Source organism: Paenibacillus sp. VT-400 (assembly GCF_001029205.1).
Lineage (GTDB): Bacteria > Bacillota > Bacilli > Paenibacillales > Paenibacillaceae > Paenibacillus > Paenibacillus amylolyticus.
The window spans coordinates 2,903,560-2,920,636 of the sequence record NZ_LELF01000067.1; the positions used below are offsets into that span (position 1 = coordinate 2,903,560).

Annotated in this window: 15 protein-coding genes; 3 read left to right on the plus strand and 12 right to left on the minus strand. The window is 47.9% G+C overall.

Annotation, left to right across the window (positions count from 1 at the left end; translation table 11 throughout):
- Positions 1 to 57 precede the first annotated feature (57 nt).
- The 4 genes from EL84_RS23375 to EL84_RS23390 form a co-directional block, all read right to left on the minus strand.
- The gene (locus EL84_RS23375; RefSeq protein WP_036613800.1) at positions 58 to 408 is read right to left on the minus strand and encodes a hypothetical protein; all 351 of its coding nucleotides are present in this window, start codon (positions 406 to 408) and stop codon (positions 58 to 60) included.
- Between the two features lie 132 nt (positions 409 to 540).
- Positions 541 to 1,203, minus strand: coding sequence for a class II aldolase/adducin family protein (locus tag EL84_RS23380; protein WP_036613789.1), 663 nt, complete (start codon positions 1,201 to 1,203; stop codon positions 541 to 543).
- A gap of 69 nt (positions 1,204 to 1,272) precedes the next feature.
- Complete coding sequence (locus EL84_RS23385; RefSeq protein ID WP_047843309.1) at positions 1,273 to 2,763, minus strand: rhamnulokinase; 1,491 nt, start codon at positions 2,761 to 2,763, stop codon at positions 1,273 to 1,275.
- Between the two features lie 124 nt (positions 2,764 to 2,887).
- The gene (locus tag EL84_RS23390) at positions 2,888 to 4,678 is read right to left on the minus strand and encodes an L-fucose isomerase (protein WP_047843310.1); all 1,791 of its coding nucleotides are present in this window, start codon (positions 4,676 to 4,678) and stop codon (positions 2,888 to 2,890) included.
- A 413-nt stretch (positions 4,679 to 5,091) separates the two neighbouring features.
- On the opposite strand from EL84_RS23390, the gene EL84_RS23395 reads away from it, so the two are divergent.
- Positions 5,092 to 6,108: a LacI family DNA-binding transcriptional regulator gene (locus EL84_RS23395; RefSeq protein ID WP_036613786.1), complete on the plus strand. Its 1,017-nt coding sequence runs from the start codon at positions 5,092 to 5,094 to the stop codon at positions 6,106 to 6,108.
- Between the two features lie 228 nt (positions 6,109 to 6,336).
- Here the strand turns inward: EL84_RS23395 and EL84_RS23400 are convergent, their stop codons facing one another.
- From EL84_RS23400 to EL84_RS23410, 3 genes are read right to left on the minus strand one after another with little or no spacing between them, the layout of a single operon-like run.
- Entirely contained in the window at positions 6,337 to 7,230 is an 894-nt protein-coding gene (locus tag EL84_RS23400) for an NAD-dependent epimerase/dehydratase family protein (RefSeq protein WP_036613785.1), read from the minus strand.
- Between the two features lie 21 nt (positions 7,231 to 7,251).
- Positions 7,252 to 8,013, minus strand: coding sequence for an SAM-dependent methyltransferase (locus EL84_RS23405; RefSeq protein ID WP_081746007.1), 762 nt, complete (start codon positions 8,011 to 8,013; stop codon positions 7,252 to 7,254).
- Between the two features lie 30 nt (positions 8,014 to 8,043).
- Positions 8,044 to 9,024 (minus strand): Gfo/Idh/MocA family protein, encoded by a 981-nt coding sequence (locus EL84_RS23410; RefSeq protein WP_036613784.1) that lies wholly within the window; start codon positions 9,022 to 9,024, stop codon positions 8,044 to 8,046.
- 190 nt (positions 9,025 to 9,214) lie between these two features.
- On the opposite strand from EL84_RS23410, the gene EL84_RS23415 reads away from it, so the two are divergent.
- Positions 9,215 to 9,799, plus strand: a complete 585-nt coding sequence (locus EL84_RS23415; protein ID WP_082219113.1) for a bifunctional transcriptional activator/DNA repair enzyme AdaA — start codon at positions 9,215 to 9,217, stop codon at positions 9,797 to 9,799.
- Positions 9,796 to 10,614, plus strand: coding sequence for an SPL family radical SAM protein (locus EL84_RS23420; RefSeq protein ID WP_047843311.1), 819 nt, complete (start codon positions 9,796 to 9,798; stop codon positions 10,612 to 10,614). Before EL84_RS23415 ends, EL84_RS23420 begins: the two co-directional genes overlap by 4 nt.
- A gap of 168 nt (positions 10,615 to 10,782) precedes the next feature.
- Here EL84_RS23420 and EL84_RS23425 read toward each other — a convergent pair whose 3' ends face one another.
- From EL84_RS23425 to glpX, 5 genes are all read right to left on the minus strand, one after another.
- Complete coding sequence (locus tag EL84_RS23425; RefSeq protein WP_047843312.1) at positions 10,783 to 11,889, minus strand: Gfo/Idh/MocA family protein; 1,107 nt, start codon at positions 11,887 to 11,889, stop codon at positions 10,783 to 10,785.
- A 96-nt stretch (positions 11,890 to 11,985) separates the two neighbouring features.
- Positions 11,986 to 12,711: a ThuA domain-containing protein gene (locus EL84_RS23430; protein WP_047843313.1), complete on the minus strand. Its 726-nt coding sequence runs from the start codon at positions 12,709 to 12,711 to the stop codon at positions 11,986 to 11,988.
- 70 nt (positions 12,712 to 12,781) lie between these two features.
- Entirely contained in the window at positions 12,782 to 13,954 is a 1,173-nt protein-coding gene (locus EL84_RS23435; RefSeq protein ID WP_036613779.1) for a Gfo/Idh/MocA family protein, read from the minus strand.
- Positions 13,955 to 14,008: 54 nt separating this feature from the next.
- Positions 14,009 to 15,058, minus strand: a complete 1,050-nt coding sequence (locus tag EL84_RS23440) for a LacI family DNA-binding transcriptional regulator (protein WP_047843314.1) — start codon at positions 15,056 to 15,058, stop codon at positions 14,009 to 14,011.
- A 483-nt stretch (positions 15,059 to 15,541) separates the two neighbouring features.
- Positions 15,542 to 16,624, minus strand: a complete 1,083-nt coding sequence (glpX, locus tag EL84_RS23445; RefSeq protein WP_036613775.1) for a class II fructose-bisphosphatase — start codon at positions 16,622 to 16,624, stop codon at positions 15,542 to 15,544.
- Positions 16,625 to 17,077 lie beyond the last annotated feature (453 nt).

Consider the following 17,077-nt stretch of genomic DNA (forward strand, 5'->3'; position numbering starts at 1 on the left):
ACCTAGGGGATAATCCCAGGAAACACGCGGGTTTTCAATGTATAATCAACCTAGAGCTTATTGATGTCCAGCGCTGGCACGGCTCATGGTTTCAAGTTTACGTGTGATCGCATGACGGTCTACTTTCAATCCCCAGATCATTTCAATAATCTGCTCTTTCTCCTCAGGACTGTCGGCATGCTTCAATTGCATTAACAGATCATGCATTTGTTCATTAATGCCTTCAAATTGAATCCATAAATCCTGTCTTACCTCTTTGGAATCCAGATGATGATTCGCATCGACTTCTTCCTTCAATGCTTGCAGAATAGCATCTTTCCATTCGTCATCACCTAGCTGTTTCGCAATGTTCAGGAGATCCAGATAATCGTCAACAAGAAGTGAGTTCAATTCAGCATGTGTTTTCATCGTTTATTGCATCCCCTTTTCGTTCTATTTACCAAGTATTATACTCGGTATTTCAGGTTATGCAATAGTTGACGAGAAAAATAGTGGATTGTCCAGTTTCATGTCATGTTTTGACGAATGATTAATCTCCGATTAAGACTTGAGTTGTTGCAATAACTGCACACGGTAGGCTTCACTTTCAAGCGATTGAATTTCCTTATATTCTTCGGCAGTAAGCACTTTGGGTTCCCCGGCTGCTTTGGCGATCATATATACCTTCGCGCTTTCTTCCACCACTTGGGTGCGGTAATAGGCTTCGCGGAGGTTTTTACCGGTCGTAACCAATCCGTGATTGACGAGAATGAGTGCCGTATGTTCTTCTACCTTTGCTGAGACTGCATCGGCAAGTTGTTTCGTCGTTGGTAGAACATATGGAACAAATCCGATATCACCTACCAAGGCGGACTGATCAGGGAACAAGTGTGGCAATTCATCGAAAACGAGACTGAGTGCGATCGTATATGCCGGGTGCGTATGCACAATGGCTTGGATATCAGGATTCACACGATAACTGTACAGATGCATCAATACTTCGGAAGAAGGGCGTATTGCTCCCGCACGAGTCTCTCCTGTCTCGATATCAATGGCGATCCATTCGTCAGGCTCCAGATCCTCAAGTGCATAACCACTCGGAGACAACAACATCGTTCCCCCAGAGCGAGCGCTCAGATTCCCACCAGGTCCGACTACCAGTCCTTGAGCAACTGCTCTCTGAGCATACTTCGTTAACTCTTCCCTTACTTGTTGTTCAGACATGTTTTCTCCACTCCTCATACTTTTCTTTTTAGCATTTTGCGTCAATGCTCATTGCATTGAATCTATTTATTACCTTTTGATTTGATTCAGACTTTGGTAGTTTTCATAAGCTTCCTGCCACAGCTCTGTATCCTCAGGTTCATAGGTCTCAGGGGAAAAGGAAGCAGCCATGACCTCCCGTACCTCGGCCAAGCTACTCACTTCTCCATGCGCAAGGAATTGCAGCATGCAATTCCCGGCTGATGTCGCCTCTGCCGGGCCTGCCACTACCGCGACACCGGCTGCATTGGCTGTAAACTGGCATAGTAGTCGATTGTGTACACCACCACCAACCATATGAATGACACGAGGTCTTGTACCTGTAATCAACTGCAGTTCATCCAGCGTTTGTCTGAATTCTAATGCAAGACTTTCCAGAATGCAGCGCACAATCGCTCCAGTCGTTTCAGGCACAGTCTGTCCGGTGAGATTGCATTGTTGCCGTATTCGTTCAGACATATTTCCTGGCGCCAAATACACGCCATCTCCCGGCGATACATAACTTTGATGCGGCGTTGCCAAGGTAGCCAATTGAATCAGTTCTTCATGTGTAAAAGGTTGATTCTCCCGCTCCCATTGCCGTTTGCATTCCTGTAGCAGCCACAAGCCTGAACGATTTTTCAGGGTGCGTACTTTTCCACTTACCGTCCCTTCATTGGTGAATCCCAATGCACGACTTCGGTTATCCAATACAGGTGTATCACGCTCCACCCCCATAAGAGACCAGGTACCACAGCTGATAAAAGCGAAATCCAAATCATTCGCAGGTATTGCTGCCAAGGCAGATGCCGTATCATGTGAGCCCACAGAGACTACCTGCATCGGTCCAGTCCGTAACTCTTCGCACAACTCATTTGTTAAATCACCCAGCACGGTACCCGGTTGAACGAGTTTTGGAAATAATGTTTCCGGTATACCGAGACGCCCGATCAGATGTTCATTCCAACGCGCCTCGCCTGCATGCAACAGCCCGCTAGTACTTGCAATCGTATACTCACAAGCCTGCTGACCGGATAGATAATAGTGAAATAAATCCGGCATAAATAACATGCGCACATCCGTACGCAAACCTTCGGCCTGCTCTCGTACACTGCCTAGCAGTTGAAATACTGTATTGATCTGCTGCGGCAAAACGCCAGACATGGCATACAGTTCTTCATCTTTCACCATGTGCAGAACTTCTTCCATCCACTGTGCATTGCGTGCTTCCCGATAGTGACGTGGGTTCGAGCACAACCTTCCCGCACCATCCACCAGTCCATAGTCCACTCCCCACGTATCCACTGCTATAGAACGGACCGATGGAGAGACGCCTTGCGTCCCTTTCACAATGCCTTGTTTTAATTCATGAAAAAGTCGCAAGAAATCCCAATACAATCCGTCCCCCAGCTGCACGGGTTCGTTGTTGAATCGATGCACTTCTTGTAACGAGAGTCTGTTTCCGTCAAAAGAACCACGGACTACGCGTCCACTACCGGCACCGTAATCGGCAGCAAGCACATGTGTTGCTTGATCGCCCATTCTTTCAAGCCTCCTTAACTCTACGCGATAAGCCGTATTCGAGTTCTGAACACAGCTTTCAAGAGAACGCCATGTTACCTCATTTCATAAGGAACATGGCGTTTGACAGGAATGGAACTTTATTTTAACGATATAACGGACCAAATACACTGCAAGCACGGTAGTCTGCGCTCTCCGGCTCACTTGTGCCGAACAATCCCCATGCACGCGGACGGAAAATTTCCGTTTCAGGTACATTATGCATATTTACCGGAATGCGAAGCATAGAAGCGAGTGTAATCAGATCAGCACCGATGTGTCCATACGAGATGGAGCCATGGTTGGCGCCCCATTGATTCATGACCTCGTATACGGAAGTAAACGCTCCCGATCCGGTTAGAACAGGTGCAAACCAGGTGGATGGCCAGGTTGGGTCTGTCCGCTGATCCAGCGTATCATGCACATCTTCAGGCAGATCGACTGTGTAACCCTGAGCGATTTGCAGCACTGGTCCCAGTCCTTTGACCAGATTCAGACGTGTCATCGTTACAGGCATGCCACCTTTGGTCAGGAAATCCGCTGAATAGCCGCCCCCGCGGAAATACTCTACGGATGCCGGTCTCCACGATGTTGCTTTCAGGCAGTCCTGAACTTCCTCATCTGTAATTTCCCAGAATGGTTTGAGTACAGGCTTACCGTCTCTGGACTGTTGCCCAGTGCCATCCAAAGCTGCGGACCCGGAGTTGATTAGATGCAGAATGCCATCCTTTGCGTTCCCTCCCAACTGGTGCCCCGTCACACGCTGTACCGAATCCGGACTCCAATACGTCCGCACATCAGCAAAGATCTGTGCCGTATGTGTGAGCAGCGAACCGAATAACATCGATACCCCGTTCAGGCTGTCATTCTCCGTTGCAACCAGATAAGGCGCACGTTTGCCATTCCAGTCAAAGGAAGAGTTTAATATCGACTCCAGAAAATCTCCGTTAGGTGAATGATCCGTCCACTGCCGTTGTCCCTGGAAGCCGGATACAATCGCGTGGTGACCCATCGACTCCTCTGTAAACCCAAGCTCTGCCAATCTTGGGTTGCCCGCCATCAAGTCACGCACGATTTGGGTCATTTTCACAACGGTTTCCCATTCGTACTCTTTGCGTTTGCGATCCGTTTGCAGATGGGCAGCATTGTTGTCCGGACCCTCGCTACAATTCTCCTTCACCCAGGCCAGTGCGAGCTTATACTCCTCAGGATCGTAGATTTCTTCTTCAATACGACGAGTGAGTTCGCTCATATCCACATATTCGTTGCGCATGCCCAGGTACTCCTGGAAAAATGAATCGTTCACAATCGAACCTGCAATCCCCATGGATACTGATCCAATAGACAGATAGGCTTGCCCTTTCAAGGTCGCAGCTGCAAGACCCGCACGGCTGAACCGGAGCAATTTCTCACGCACGTCCTCGGGAATCGTTGTATCTCCGCCGTCCTGCACATCTTCTCCATAGATCCCAAAGGCAGGAATTCCCTTCTGTGCATGGGCAGAGAGTACCGCTGCCAGATATACTGCACCCGGACGTTCAGTTCCGTTAAAACCCCAGATGGCTGTAGGAATGGATGGTGACATATCCATCGTTTCCGTACCATAACACCAGCATGGTGTCACGGTGATCGTTACGCCAACGTTCGAACGGCTGAACAATTTTGATGCTGCGGCCGCCTCGGCTACCCCGCCAATACAGGTCTCAGCCACAACACACTCCACTGCGGACCCGTCAGGATAACGTAGTTCTGCTGCAAGCAACTCGGCAACAGATGTCGCCATCCGCATCGTTTGTTCTTCCAGTGACTCCCGAACGCCTTTTCGTCTTCCATCAATCGTGGGACGAATACCAATCTTGGGGAAAGCCTGCTTATAACGATAATCCTGATGTGTCATACTGGAATGTCCTCCTTCAATTCGTTTCATAGGATTTGGGTTTAATTGAGAAACCTTCTGTCTGATCCATATGCATTGATTGGAATGAGATAATGACGGAAATACAACCGATACCCGAGTGGCACACAAGAGCTACATACACAGATTATCAAGAGCCTTATTTTAGTTTGAATACGTTTACATATTTAAAAAAATAACAATAAACCACTTCATTAATTAGCTATGTATGTAGTTCCTCTATTCAAGAAAATGGAACGTGCATGAGCGAATTCAACGAAATGGTTTATGTAGTAAAGACGTTCAGAAACCTGTTAGGGTTATCGGTAACCCTAACATAGCATGAGCCTATCTTGCTGTCAATTGGCATTATCCTATAGAATGGTAAGACTATGTTGCGGAAAGGTTAGATTCTAATGATTACCATTTACGATATTGCCAAAAAAGCCAACGTCTCCGCCATGACGGTCTCCAAGGTCATTAATCATACAGGCCGTATAAGTTCCGCGACACGTGAACGTGTGCAACAGGTGATCGACGAACTGGGTTACATCCCGAACTCCAATGCACGCAGCCTTGTGCTTCAACGAACCCAGATGCTCTCCCTGCTTATTACGGATATTACCAACCCTTTTTATACAACACTGGCGCGTGGTGCTGAAGATGCAGCCCATCTTCGTGGGTACCGTCTTTTATTCGGCAATAGTGACGAGGATTACAAAAAGGAAAAGGATTATGTAGATGCGATTCTGTCTACTCGTGTGGATGGTGTACTCTTTGCCCCAGCGGGAGATCGTTCTCTCCAACATCTGAAACAGCTGCAGGAACGTCACATTCCGTTTGTCTTTCTGGACCGCACCGTACCTGGCATTACGTCAGATATCATTGCTGGAGATAGCCGGGAAGGCGCGATTGCTCTGATCCGATATCTGGTGCAATTGGGGCACCAGCGCATTGCACTGGTCAATGGTTCTTCGGAGGTTTCTACCGCCAGACTGCGGGAGGAAGGTTATATAGCGGGTTTACGAGAGGCCGGAGCTGATATTGATCCCGAGCTTGTGCTTCGAACCGGGTACCGGGATTTCAGTGATGTAGAGGGACTCGATCGACTACTCTCTCAACCAAATCAACCAACAGCCATTTTTGCAGCCAACAACATGCTGGCGATTGGGGTCATTCGGCTTTTGCGCAAACGGGGACTACGTGTACCAGAAGACATTTCTGTTGTGTGTTTCGACGATCTGGATCTGGCTTCTGCCTTCGACCCTTTCCTGACTGTAGCTGCACAGCCAGCATATGAATTTGGGTTTCAGGGTGTACAGATGCTGATTGACCGAATTGAGGGTAAGTCCCCTTCCGAAGCCCAAACCCTCATTCTACCGTCAGAACTGCGCATACGGGCTTCAGCTACTGCTCCACGTGAGCAAAAATAGAGTTAAGCGCGTGAGTTGACTAAATATTATCGTGTAATGATTAGTCCCACTTATCTGGATTAGGTCCCGTTCAAATTCGAAAAATGTACAACATAAACAGGGTGCAGCGGAGATTACGCTCTGGTTGCACCCTGTTTGATGTTCATTCGTTAGAATGACCCGTTCGTCCGAACTGGTTGGTTAGACAGGTTCATTCAGTTTCATTTCAGTTCCATCCGAGCCGATATTCTACCGCTCCGACTGTAATGCAAGAGCGACCTCACGAACGAGTCCCGGGAACCAGTCCATCAGAGGTTCGAACGTATATCCCGCTTGTTCAGCTTTGGTCGTCTCCATCGTCCATGATTGCTCAATTCCGAAGGGTGACATGTCCTCTTTCACCGTTTCCGTGAGGATCTGGGACTGCATGCCCGTGACCGTCTCGATCAGATGTATCATGGCTGACAGCGTAATCGCACCCTTGGAAGCTGCATTCACCGGACCGGTAATGGACGAATGTCCAAGCCAAGCGAGAAATCTTGCCGCTTCGGTGGAATTGATAAATCCAATCTCCGCATCCGGATTTGGCATACCGATCGGTTTTCCTTTTTGCACATGTTCAATATGAAAATGAAGTCTTCTCGTATAATCATCAATCCCGAGTACAATGGGAATGCGCATCGCCACAACCGGGAAATCAGCTTCCTGGAAAAATACAGCCTCCGCAAGCCGTTTGCCTTCTCCATACGAAAAATCCTCTGCACTTCCATACTGCAATGGATATGTATACGGGTCAAAATCCGTTTCCTTAAATCCAGGTCTGGGATCACCGTACACCGAGAGTGTGGATGTCAGAACGTATCTTTTGGTGCGCCCTGCAAAAGATTCACATGCCGCTTTCGCCGCATCTGGGGAATAACAGATATTATCGTACACAACATCCCACATGTCTGTCTGCGCAACCTCTGCCAGAGATTCCGGGTCTTCACGATCCATCTTGATTCGGTTTACTTCGGGTCCGAAGTCAACATCCGTTTTACCACGAGTTGCGACTGTGATCTGAGACTTCCCTTCCCACAGCAAGTGATCCACAAGACGTTTGCCAAAAAAACGTGTACCCCCAAGTATAAGTACTTTATTCATCCAAAAAACCTCCTATCATGTTCAATTATGTTTAACAATTTGAAGCATGGTGTGAGCATTCCGTTGAAACTCATATGAAGTTGGTTCTTCGGATACCGTGCACCCACGCTCTTCGAGTATTAATTTTAAAGCATCCATGTGTTTGTAACGTTCACCAGACAGATCCACTGTTGGAAAAATGCGAACCTCTTGTTTGGTCACACGCAGCAACTCCATTATGGTTGCAACATGAAAATCAACATCCAATCGATCCGCATAAGTAAACAGGAAATGGGCGGATAACGTCAGATCGAATTGTTCATCTGCAAAGGGTAGATCCGGGAGCACAGACGCCACATAACTGTCAGGAAACATTCTCATATCTGCGATGCAATCTGTGATGGCACGAGTTCGTTCTTCCTTTAACCCCTGGATTGATCCAAATTGATCCCACACATATATCCCTTGCACGGGTTCCATCTGTTTCATCGTATGCTCAATGTCCTGAAATCCCTTTACTTCAAGCTCGTCGATCTCGTATTCGTAGGCAATATCCACGGCCACGGGATCAGCACCCAACTTGCGCGCCTGGCTACTGAACGAACATGCTCCACCTGGACAATCCAGAATAGACTTGCCATTAATCTCGTCCACCGTCAGGTTGAACATCTTCATATATTCTTCGAAGGTTCTTCCTATGAAAACGATCTGTTTCAGTTCCAAACCTCCAGAATCATTGGACTGCTGATCTTCTCTACTGTTCTTCTGCACTTCTTTACTGTTGCTCTGCTCATCTCTGCTCATCTCGTCTCAGCTTCCTTTCCTGCGCTTGAATCAATCGTTGGGGAACACAAGCCCAATCTGCTTCCGAATCTGATCCATGACTTGCATCGTCACATAAGAGCGTTCATACGTGTTCATGTCAGACTCCTTTTGGCCCTGCTCAACCAGATTCACGAACTCCTCCACTTCATAATACATCGCCGGATGGTTTTGTTCGACTGTGAGCTGCTCCACCGTACCGTCATTGTAACGTATCTCTGCATGTTCCGGTGAGCCAATCTTGTCAATGATGATGCTGCCCAGCTCACCCATGATTTCGCTTGGTAGATGAGAGTTGGAGATTTTGGAGTATGTAACGACCGCATCCATCCCATCATAGTCCAGCAGCACACTACCTTGTCCATCCACGCCAGATTCCAGCATCATCGCTTGGGATTGAACCCGGTTAGGTGCACCGAACAACGTAATCAATGGATAGAGACAATACACACCGAGATCCATTAACGCCCCATTAGCGAGTTCAGGCTTGAACGCGTTCAGGACAATCCCCTCTTTGTACTTGTCGTAACGCGAAGAATACTGAGAGTATCCTGCTACGTATTTGCGGACAGGACCGATTTTATGCAGGCTCTTCTGCACCATTTTGAACTGGGGAACAAGGGTCGATTTCATCGCTTCCATGAGCAGAACCTCGTGTTCTCGTGCTGTATCGATCATGCTCCGAACTTCGGCGCTATTTGCAGCCAGAGGTTTCTCGCACAATACATGTTTACCGTTTCTCAGAAAAAGCTCAGCCTGCTCTGCATGAACCGTATTTGGTGTTGCAATGTAGACTGCATCAATCACATCACTTGCCGCCAACTCTTCCAGATCGGTGAATCGGTGTTCAACATCATATTTATCTGCGAATGCATTAGCCTTATCTTCAGTTCTGGAATACACAGCGGTTAATTTGAATCCTTCAACCTGTGCTGCGGCTTCAAGAAGCCTTTCTGTAATCCAGTTGGTACCCACTACGCCAAAACGAACCATGCTTACCTACCTCTTTCATCTATAAATTTCATTTGAGATATAAACCACTTCCATCCTGTATATTGTAGCTCATATTTCGTTCAGATTGAAGGAAGGTACTTTATCTCCAAATATTGATATCTTGCTTTTTAAGTTAAAACTTCGTCAATCCCTTGGAATCAGGGGTATAATTAGAGATGAGGTGATCACCGTGGAAAGTCGAGATCAAGATCGCATACTGCCTGAATCTATAGATGAAAAATACTGGCATGCCATCATCCATAACGATAGTTCTTATGATGGAACGTTCTTTTACGGTGTGCAGACAACGGGTATTTTCTGTCGACCTTCCTGTAAGTCCAGAGCACCCAAAGTTGAGAATGTCCTAATATTTCAACATGTTGAAGAAGCGTTAGCACGAAAGTTCAGACCCTGCAAACGTTGCAAGCCAACCGGCGAGCGCGTACCTGATCAGGAGTGGATATATGGGATCACCGATTACATCGAACATCATTATGCCGAGCCTCTAACCCTAGATGTCCTAGCCACTGTAAGTCATGGCAGTCCCTATCATCTGCATCGTGTGTTCAAGCGGATTACAGGCCGCACACCGGTTCAATATATTCAGGATAAACGAATTACCGAAGCCCGGAAGTTGCTTGAACATACCGGACTTACCGTCACCGATATTGGCCGCCATGTCGGTATACCTAACTCAGCTTATTTCATTACTGTATTTCGCAAACACACAGGTCTCACACCTGCACACTACCGCGAAAGGCATGAGAACTTATGAAGACGAATCTTACTTACAAAGTACCCAAAACGTTACTCAACAAGGGGACAGGGTTCCTTAATGGCTATACACATACGCTGAATCCTTACACAGGCTGCGCCTTCGGTTGTTCTTATTGTTATGTCAGACAGATGCCTGTCTCCTTATTTCGCAAAGAGGATTGGGGAAGCTGGGTCGATGTGAAACAAGAGGCCTCCCGAGTGTTCGCCAAAGAGTTGCAGCGTGCCCTGACCAAAGGGAAAGTCACTCTGTTCATGTCATCCAGTACCGACCCGTATCAACCCGCCGAATACAAGGAGTGTATCACGCGTTCATTGCTTGAAACGATGGTACAGCATCCGCCCGATTTTGTATTAGTCCAAACCCGCAGTCCACTCGTTACCCGGGATATAGATCTGCTACAACAGTTAGGTGACCGGGTTCGGGTCAGCATGACGGTGGAGACGGATCTGGACGATATGCGCAAGCATTTCAGTCCTTCCGCTCCCCCAATTGCAGGCCGATTACGTGCACTGGAACAGTTGCGGGATGCCGGAATACCCACGCAGGTTGCGATTGCTCCCGTATTACCCAGCAGTGAACAGTTTGCAGCCATCTTGAGACCTCTGGTTCAGCGTGTATGCATTGACGATTATTTCATGGGCGATGGCAGCGAGGGCAAGCGAACCCGGCGACTCGGCATGGAGTCGCTCTATCAAGAAGTGGGGATGGAGCATTGGTATCATCCAGATGCGTATCAGACTGTTGTACAGTGGATGAAAAACGTTTTTGCCGAAGATGAGATCTGGATCAGTCAGGCGGGATTTGAGCCATAAATGGCTATATAAGTTGGACTAAAAATTATTTACACTGGACACTCCAATGACAGAACAACCTTTCGAGCGCTGTTATTCCCAGATTTTTTTGATTTAATAAAAAACAGCCCCTTTCCTTGTTCGAAGGAAAAGGGGCTGTTTATCATGATATAAGTCATAATGGCTATCTTATTTATCCAATGTATACAATGGCAGATCCACCGGCAATGCAGCCGGGCGCTGACACGAGCTTTTCATCTGGTAGAACGTCTGTTCATCTGATGAATCGTGGAATGCCCACATGGCCTCAAGTACGTGGTATGCCAGTTCCCCACTCGCACGGTGTGCACGTCCACTATGTGCTGCATAGGCCATATCTGCCACACCGATGCCACGTGTATTTTCCTGATATCCTGGGAGGAGCGGAACTTCCGTCCATTCATGTTCACCCAGCAAGCGATAACGAACCGGACCACCAAAGGTGTTGGGGTCAGGTACCTGTAATGTACCGTGCGTGCCATATATCTCAATCGGTGGCAATGCACTTCCGCCAAATACGTCAAAACTTGTAATCAGTGTGCCAATGGCTCCCTGTTCAAACTGTAACAGACCGGTAACGTGAGTTGGAATTTCGACGGGAACCGTCTGGCCCCTCTTTTTCTCACTCGTAATCGTCCGCTCTTCCATGGCTTTACCTGTCATACCTGCGATCGACTTGATCGGTCCCATTAGTTGAACCAATGCGGTGAGATAGTACGGACCCATGTCAAACATTGGCCCACCGCCTGACGCGTAATAAAACTCCGGATCTGGGTGCCAGTGCTCATGACCACGACTCATCATAAATGCGGTCGCCGCCACCGGCTTGCCGATTACCCCTTCTTCCACCAATTGAAGTGAAGTCTGGATACCTGAACCAAAGAACGTTTCTGGTGCACAGCCCACAAGCAATCCTTTACGCTTCGCTGTTTCGAGCACGGCCTGCCCTTCTTCACGGGTAACAGCGAGCGGTTTTTCTACATAAACATGTTTGCCAGATTCAAGTGCCCGCAAGCATACATCCGCATGAACGGAAGGAATCGTCAGGTTGATGATCAGCTCAATCTCGGGATCAGCCAAGATTTCGTCGACGCTGTATACGTTAGGGACGTTATAGGCTGCTGCCTGCTCCTCGGCACGTTTCCGGTCGAGATCCGCAACAGCAACAAGTTCCAGCACCTCGAACCGGTGACAGTTTTCCATATAAATACCGCTGATTTTACCGCAGCCAATAATGCCTACTTTCATTGTTTTCATACCTGGGGCTCCCTTCGCCGTGGATCAGAAATGGTTTATCCATTGAGGATGAATGGTTAACACTGAAGTTACGTTTGCAATCAAACTATAATCTCATTAGTTCTGGTTGTCCGCCATACCTGTGTACACTTCGGTTGCTGAACTTACTCGACTCTTGGCAAGCTCTTTGCCTGCTGCTGTCCATTTGAAACCACTGCGCATCATTTCAGTCACGGGTTTCATGTCTACAATGTCTGCATGGTGTCCCAGGGAGTTGTAGAATACCCGCCCTGCGCCCCAGCGTTTCGTCCAGACAACAGGCATATCTACAGGACCATTCGCCGCATGCGGACCAGCCACCACTGGGAAACGAGTTGTTGCCAGCACTTCCACTGCCGGGTCTACGTGCAGGTAGTACTGTTCACTTTTCACCTGAAAATCTTCGATATGATCCAATAACGGGCTAGAGCCACGCTTCATGTTCACCATATACTCCACACCATCGTTACCTGGATGAGCAACCCATTGTCCACCCGTCATAAACTGCCAGTCTACGTTATTTCGGAAGGCATCACACATCCCGCCATGAAGACCAGCCAAGCCCACACCGCTCTGAACAGCCGCTGATACGTTATTGACGAGTTCTTGCTCAATCTGTCCCATTGTCCACAAAGGCACAATCAGATCCAGACCCAGCAGCTTCTCTGCATCCGCATAAGACTCCAACGTATTTGAGACCTCAACCTCAAACTGCTCTTCCTTCAAAATACGCTCAAAAATCGCTGCTACCTGCTCCGGTTCATGTCCATCCCAGCCGCCCCATACAATCAGTGCTTTACTCATCGTTTATTCACTCGCTTTCGCCTAGTTTAGTTGTGTTCAACCTTATTTCTGACGTCACTGTTTTGCTTGCTCACATCTCTTCAAGCGTCACCCAGCGCCGTTCTGTTACCGAACGTTCTACTGCTTCCAGTACAGCCTGACAAGCGACCCCGTCGTGGAAACTCGGTGATGGTTGGCGTCCTTCAGAGATTGCTGTTACCAGCTCCAGCATTTCATGGGTGAACGTGTGCTCGAATCCAATCGTATGTCCAGCAGGCCACCAGGCTTCAGCATATTTATGTGCCGGATCGGTTGCCAGTACACGACGGAATCCCTGTACGTCCTCTTCATCCTTTGTGAAATACACTTCCAGTTCATTCATCCGTTCAAAATCAAATCGTACACTGCCGAGACTGCCGTTAATCTCAAACGAGTTTGTACTCCGATGCCCCGCTGCAAAACGTGTAGCCTCGAAGCTGCCCAGCGCCCCTCCTGCGAATCGTGCCAGGAACAACGTAGCGTCGTCGACGGTCACTTCTCCTTTGGGTGCATCCGCATTCGAACTGCCCTTTGCACTCAGACCGGTCATTTCAGCTGCAAGCGGACGCTCTTTGATGAAGGTTTCGCTCATACCGATGACTTCCTGGAATTCACCAACAAGGAAACGAGCCAGATCGATTAAATGCGCACCCAGATCCCCATGGGAACCGGAGCCAGCCACTTCTTTTTGCAAACGCCATACCAGCGGGAACGAAGGGTCCATGATCCAGTCCTGCAAGAAAAAAGCACGGAAATGATAGATCTTACCCAGTCGTCCGCTCTCCACCAGATCCTTCGCTAATTGCACCGCTGGTGAGAAACGGTAGTTGAACCCGACCATATGAGCGACTCCAGCATCCTCTGCTGCCTGAAGCATCTCACGCGAATCCGCAAGCGACAGGGCCAGAGGCTTCTCACAAAACAGATGTTTGCCCTGACGAGCTGCTTCCAGCGCAATTTCCTTATGGGCATCACTTGGCGCGTTAATATCAATCAGATCGATATCATCCCGCTTCACCAGTTCACGCCAATCCGTTACACTTTCGGACCAACCGAACTGATTCGCTGCCTCCTGCACTCCCTGCTCGTTACGTCCACAGATCACAGACATCTCAGGCTGCAACGGAGCAGACGGGAAAAACATCGGCAGACTGCGATAGGCATTACTGTGGGCCTTCCCCATAAACTTGTATCCAACCATTCCGACACGAAGACGATTTGACATGGTCATTTCCTCCTTTGGAATAATAAAAAATCTTTCAATATGTGTACCAATAAACTATTGACGGATAGAAGAAGCACGGATGATCAGTTCGGTAGGCAACAACGCTCTCGCTGATTCGGTTACCGCTACAACAGAGTTATTCGCTTTGTGTGTGTCACCCACAGACCCATGCATAAGCTTCGATACTGCAAGTTCACCCATCTCGAAAAATGGAACCCTGACGCTGCTCAGCGGCGGAACCGCCATCTCGGCGGCATCAGAGTCGTCATAACCCACAAATGCCGGAAAATCCGCAGGCCCTATTCCCCGCTCACGCAAACCATGCATGACACCAATGGCCATCCGGTCATTGGCCGCAAATACAGCATCAATCTCATGTAGGCGATCTGCTACAATCGCTGCCGCCTCAATGCCACTTCTTCTACTATAATTCCCTTTAAGCAATAGACTCGGGTCCAGCTCCATACCTGCTTCTTGCAGGCCAAGACGAACGCCTTCCATTCGCTCCTGGCTGTTGGAATAGCTGTCTGGACCATTGAGAAAAGCGATTTTGCGATACCCCTGATCCGTAAGATGACGTATGGCAAGTCTGCTTCCTTCCACATGATCCGCATCCACTTCCGTGAACGATTGGCCCTCAAAATGCTGATTCATGACACAGAATGGGTGTCCTTCCTGATGAAGCTGCTGCATGGCCGCCAGTTCTTCATGATCGTCTCTGGCACCAAGGATAATGCAGGCGTCCACTTTCTGACGCCGGAACAGATCCGCATAATTCATCACTTCACCGGGTGTTCGGAACATAACCAACAGGTCCATGCTATTGTCTCTGGCTTTGCTTCCAATCCCACTCAGCATTTCCGAGAAAAAATACGCCGAGAACAGGTGCGCCTTCGGAACATAAGGTAATACCACGCCAAGGTTCCCGCTTTTACTTCTGGCAAAACTGCGAGCAAGAGCGCTGGGCACATAGCCTAACTGTTCGGAAGCTTCAAGAACCTTGCGGCGTGTCTCTTCTTTAATAGGACCTACCCCATTAAGCACCCGGGAGACCGTCGCCTCGGAAACACCCGCAAGATCAGCCACTTCTTTACGAGATGCCATGAATTTCACCCCCTTTTATATAAGTTGAACTAAAGATTATTTACACTGACACTACGATGACAGAACAACCTTCCAATCGCTGTTATCCCCAGATTTTTCGATTCCTTTTTTCTAAAGGGGAAAATCCGGGGATAAAGGCGAACGCTTTGCTTTTTCAGGTTTTTTCTGTCCTCTCCGTTATCGTGCAAATGATTAGTTCAACATATATAGCTCATCAATAAATCAAATAGTAATTAAAAATCGATATTTATGTACGCGCGTACATTTTCTCATGCCATGTAACCGTTGTCAATGCTTTTAACACAAAAAAATAATGAGGGTTTGGGTTAATCCAAGCCCTCACTATTATCTTGCCAGAGATGGTATTTTCATTAACTTCATGCTCTGTAATCTTAGAGGTTCAAGTTACTTATCAAACTTAAATACAACCTTAAATACAACGATTTCAGTTGATCCTGTTTGTTCAATTATGGGGAGTACAGCTCACAACGTCGTTGTAACGCCAAGATCAACGGAGGATTGACTAAACTCAGCCTGCTCCATTGTTTTCGCATGACTCGGAATGCGATCCGAGGGTTCTGGCGTGGATTGGAGCTGTCTTACTTTGTGCAGCACTTCTTTGTTCGGCAGAAAGTGTTGGGAACGAATAAACCGAATTGTTTTGGTTTTGGCACGCATAACAATCGAATCGGTCTCAGCCCGATCATCCGCAAGATATCGTACCCCTCCCAGAATCTCACCTGGCGTCACACCTGTTGCGGCAAAAATGACATCCTCTGTGCCGATCATATCCTGCATCGTTAACACTTTGTAGGGATTATCGATCCCCATCTGCAAGCAGCGCTGGAATTCGTCTGCGTTGGCAGGCATCAGACGACCTTGGATCTCACCCCCAAGGCAAGATAGCGCTGCGGCAGCCAGCACACCTTCTGGCGCTCCTCCAGATCCGACATACAGATCAATGCCCGCCTCCGGGAAGGCCGGTGCCATCGCACCCGCAACATCACCGTCACTGAGAAACTTGATCCGTACGCCAACCTTGCGTAGCGTCTTGATGGTACTCTCGTGTCGAACACGATCCAGAATCATCACAGTGAGGTCCGAGATGTTTTTGTTCAATGCGGCAGCGGCTTTCTCCAGTGTGACTTCAACCGGGTCTTCAATGCTGACCTTGCCTACAAGCGCAGGCCCTACCGCCAGTTTCTCCATATACATGTCCGGTGCGTGGAGCAGGTTACCTTTTCCCGCCACTGCAATAACCGATAGAGCGTTGTTTAGTCCTTTGGCCACGATTTCTGTACCTTCGAGCGGGTCTACAGCCACGTCAACCTCAGGGCCCTCAGCGTTGCCTACTTCCTCGCCGATGTACAACATGGGTGCTTCATCCATTTCTCCTTCACCGATTACCACCGTGCCGCGAATGGACACGGAATCGAACATGGCGCGCATGGCCAAAGTAGCCGCTTCATCTGCACTGTTCTTGTCGCCTCGTCCCATCCAAGGTGCTGAGGCTAACGCAGCCAATTCTGTTACTCTGACAATTTCCAACGCCAGTTCGCGTTCCATTTTTCCCACTTCCTTTCCAATTTCCAAAAGCATAACGTGAAAGCGATACTAAATCCATCGCAAATCCATATGAAATTGATCTATAATCGGCGTAGTAGCGCCTTTTTAATGATGTATACCTTATTTATCCAATTAATATATTGATCGATTTCGCTCCTTTTTTCGGCTGGTTTTAAGAGTCCAAATCCTCCTGAGTTCTTACTTAAAATATTAATTTTATTTTCCATTTTCCGCTCTAAAACTAAATAATTCAACATGGTGGATTAACACGTCCATTTCATATGCAAAAAGTTCTTTTAACATGAGGTATATACAACTTATATACTGATTATTAAAACTTAACGCTATCTAACAGACTACGAACGAAAACGATTTTCGGCTGAATGTCCAAACGTAGAAATAAACTAATAAATTGTATTGACGATCCTTGAGATCAACCTGTTACCTTCACGA

Bases quoted from the DNA above. Each gene is read 5' to 3' on its own strand.
- EL84_RS23400 (WP_036613785.1), bottom strand. From the start codon at position 7,230: ATGAATAAAGTACTTATACTTGGGGGTACACGTTTTTTTGGCAAACGT.
- EL84_RS23430 (WP_047843313.1), bottom strand. From the start codon at position 12,711: ATGAGTAAAGCACTGATTGTATGGGGCGGCTGGGATGGACATGAACCG.
- EL84_RS23420 (WP_047843311.1), top strand. From the start codon at position 9,796: ATGAAGACGAATCTTACTTACAAAGTACCCAAAACGTTACTCAACAAG.
- EL84_RS23380 (WP_036613789.1), bottom strand. From the start codon at position 1,203: ATGTCTGAACAACAAGTAAGGGAAGAGTTAACGAAGTATGCTCAGAGA.
- EL84_RS23440 (WP_047843314.1), bottom strand. From the start codon at position 15,058: ATGGCATCTCGTAAAGAAGTGGCTGATCTTGCGGGTGTTTCCGAGGCG.
- EL84_RS23435 (WP_036613779.1), bottom strand. From the start codon at position 13,954: ATGTCAAATCGTCTTCGTGTCGGAATGGTTGGATACAAGTTTATGGGG.
- EL84_RS23410 (WP_036613784.1), bottom strand. From the start codon at position 9,024: ATGGTTCGTTTTGGCGTAGTGGGTACCAACTGGATTACAGAAAGGCTT.
- EL84_RS23405 (WP_081746007.1), bottom strand. From the start codon at position 8,013: ATGAGCAGAGATGAGCAGAGCAACAGTAAAGAAGTGCAGAAGAACAGT.
- EL84_RS23390 (WP_047843310.1), bottom strand. From the start codon at position 4,678: ATGACACATCAGGATTATCGTTATAAGCAGGCTTTCCCCAAGATTGGT.
- EL84_RS23395 (WP_036613786.1), top strand. From the start codon at position 5,092: ATGATTACCATTTACGATATTGCCAAAAAAGCCAACGTCTCCGCCATG.
- EL84_RS23425 (WP_047843312.1), bottom strand. From the start codon at position 11,889: ATGAAAACAATGAAAGTAGGCATTATTGGCTGCGGTAAAATCAGCGGT.
- EL84_RS23375 (WP_036613800.1), bottom strand. From the start codon at position 408: ATGAAAACACATGCTGAATTGAACTCACTTCTTGTTGACGATTATCTG.
- glpX (WP_036613775.1), bottom strand. From the start codon at position 16,624: ATGGAACGCGAACTGGCGTTGGAAATTGTCAGAGTAACAGAATTGGCT.
- EL84_RS23385 (WP_047843309.1), bottom strand. From the start codon at position 2,763: ATGGGCGATCAAGCAACACATGTGCTTGCTGCCGATTACGGTGCCGGT.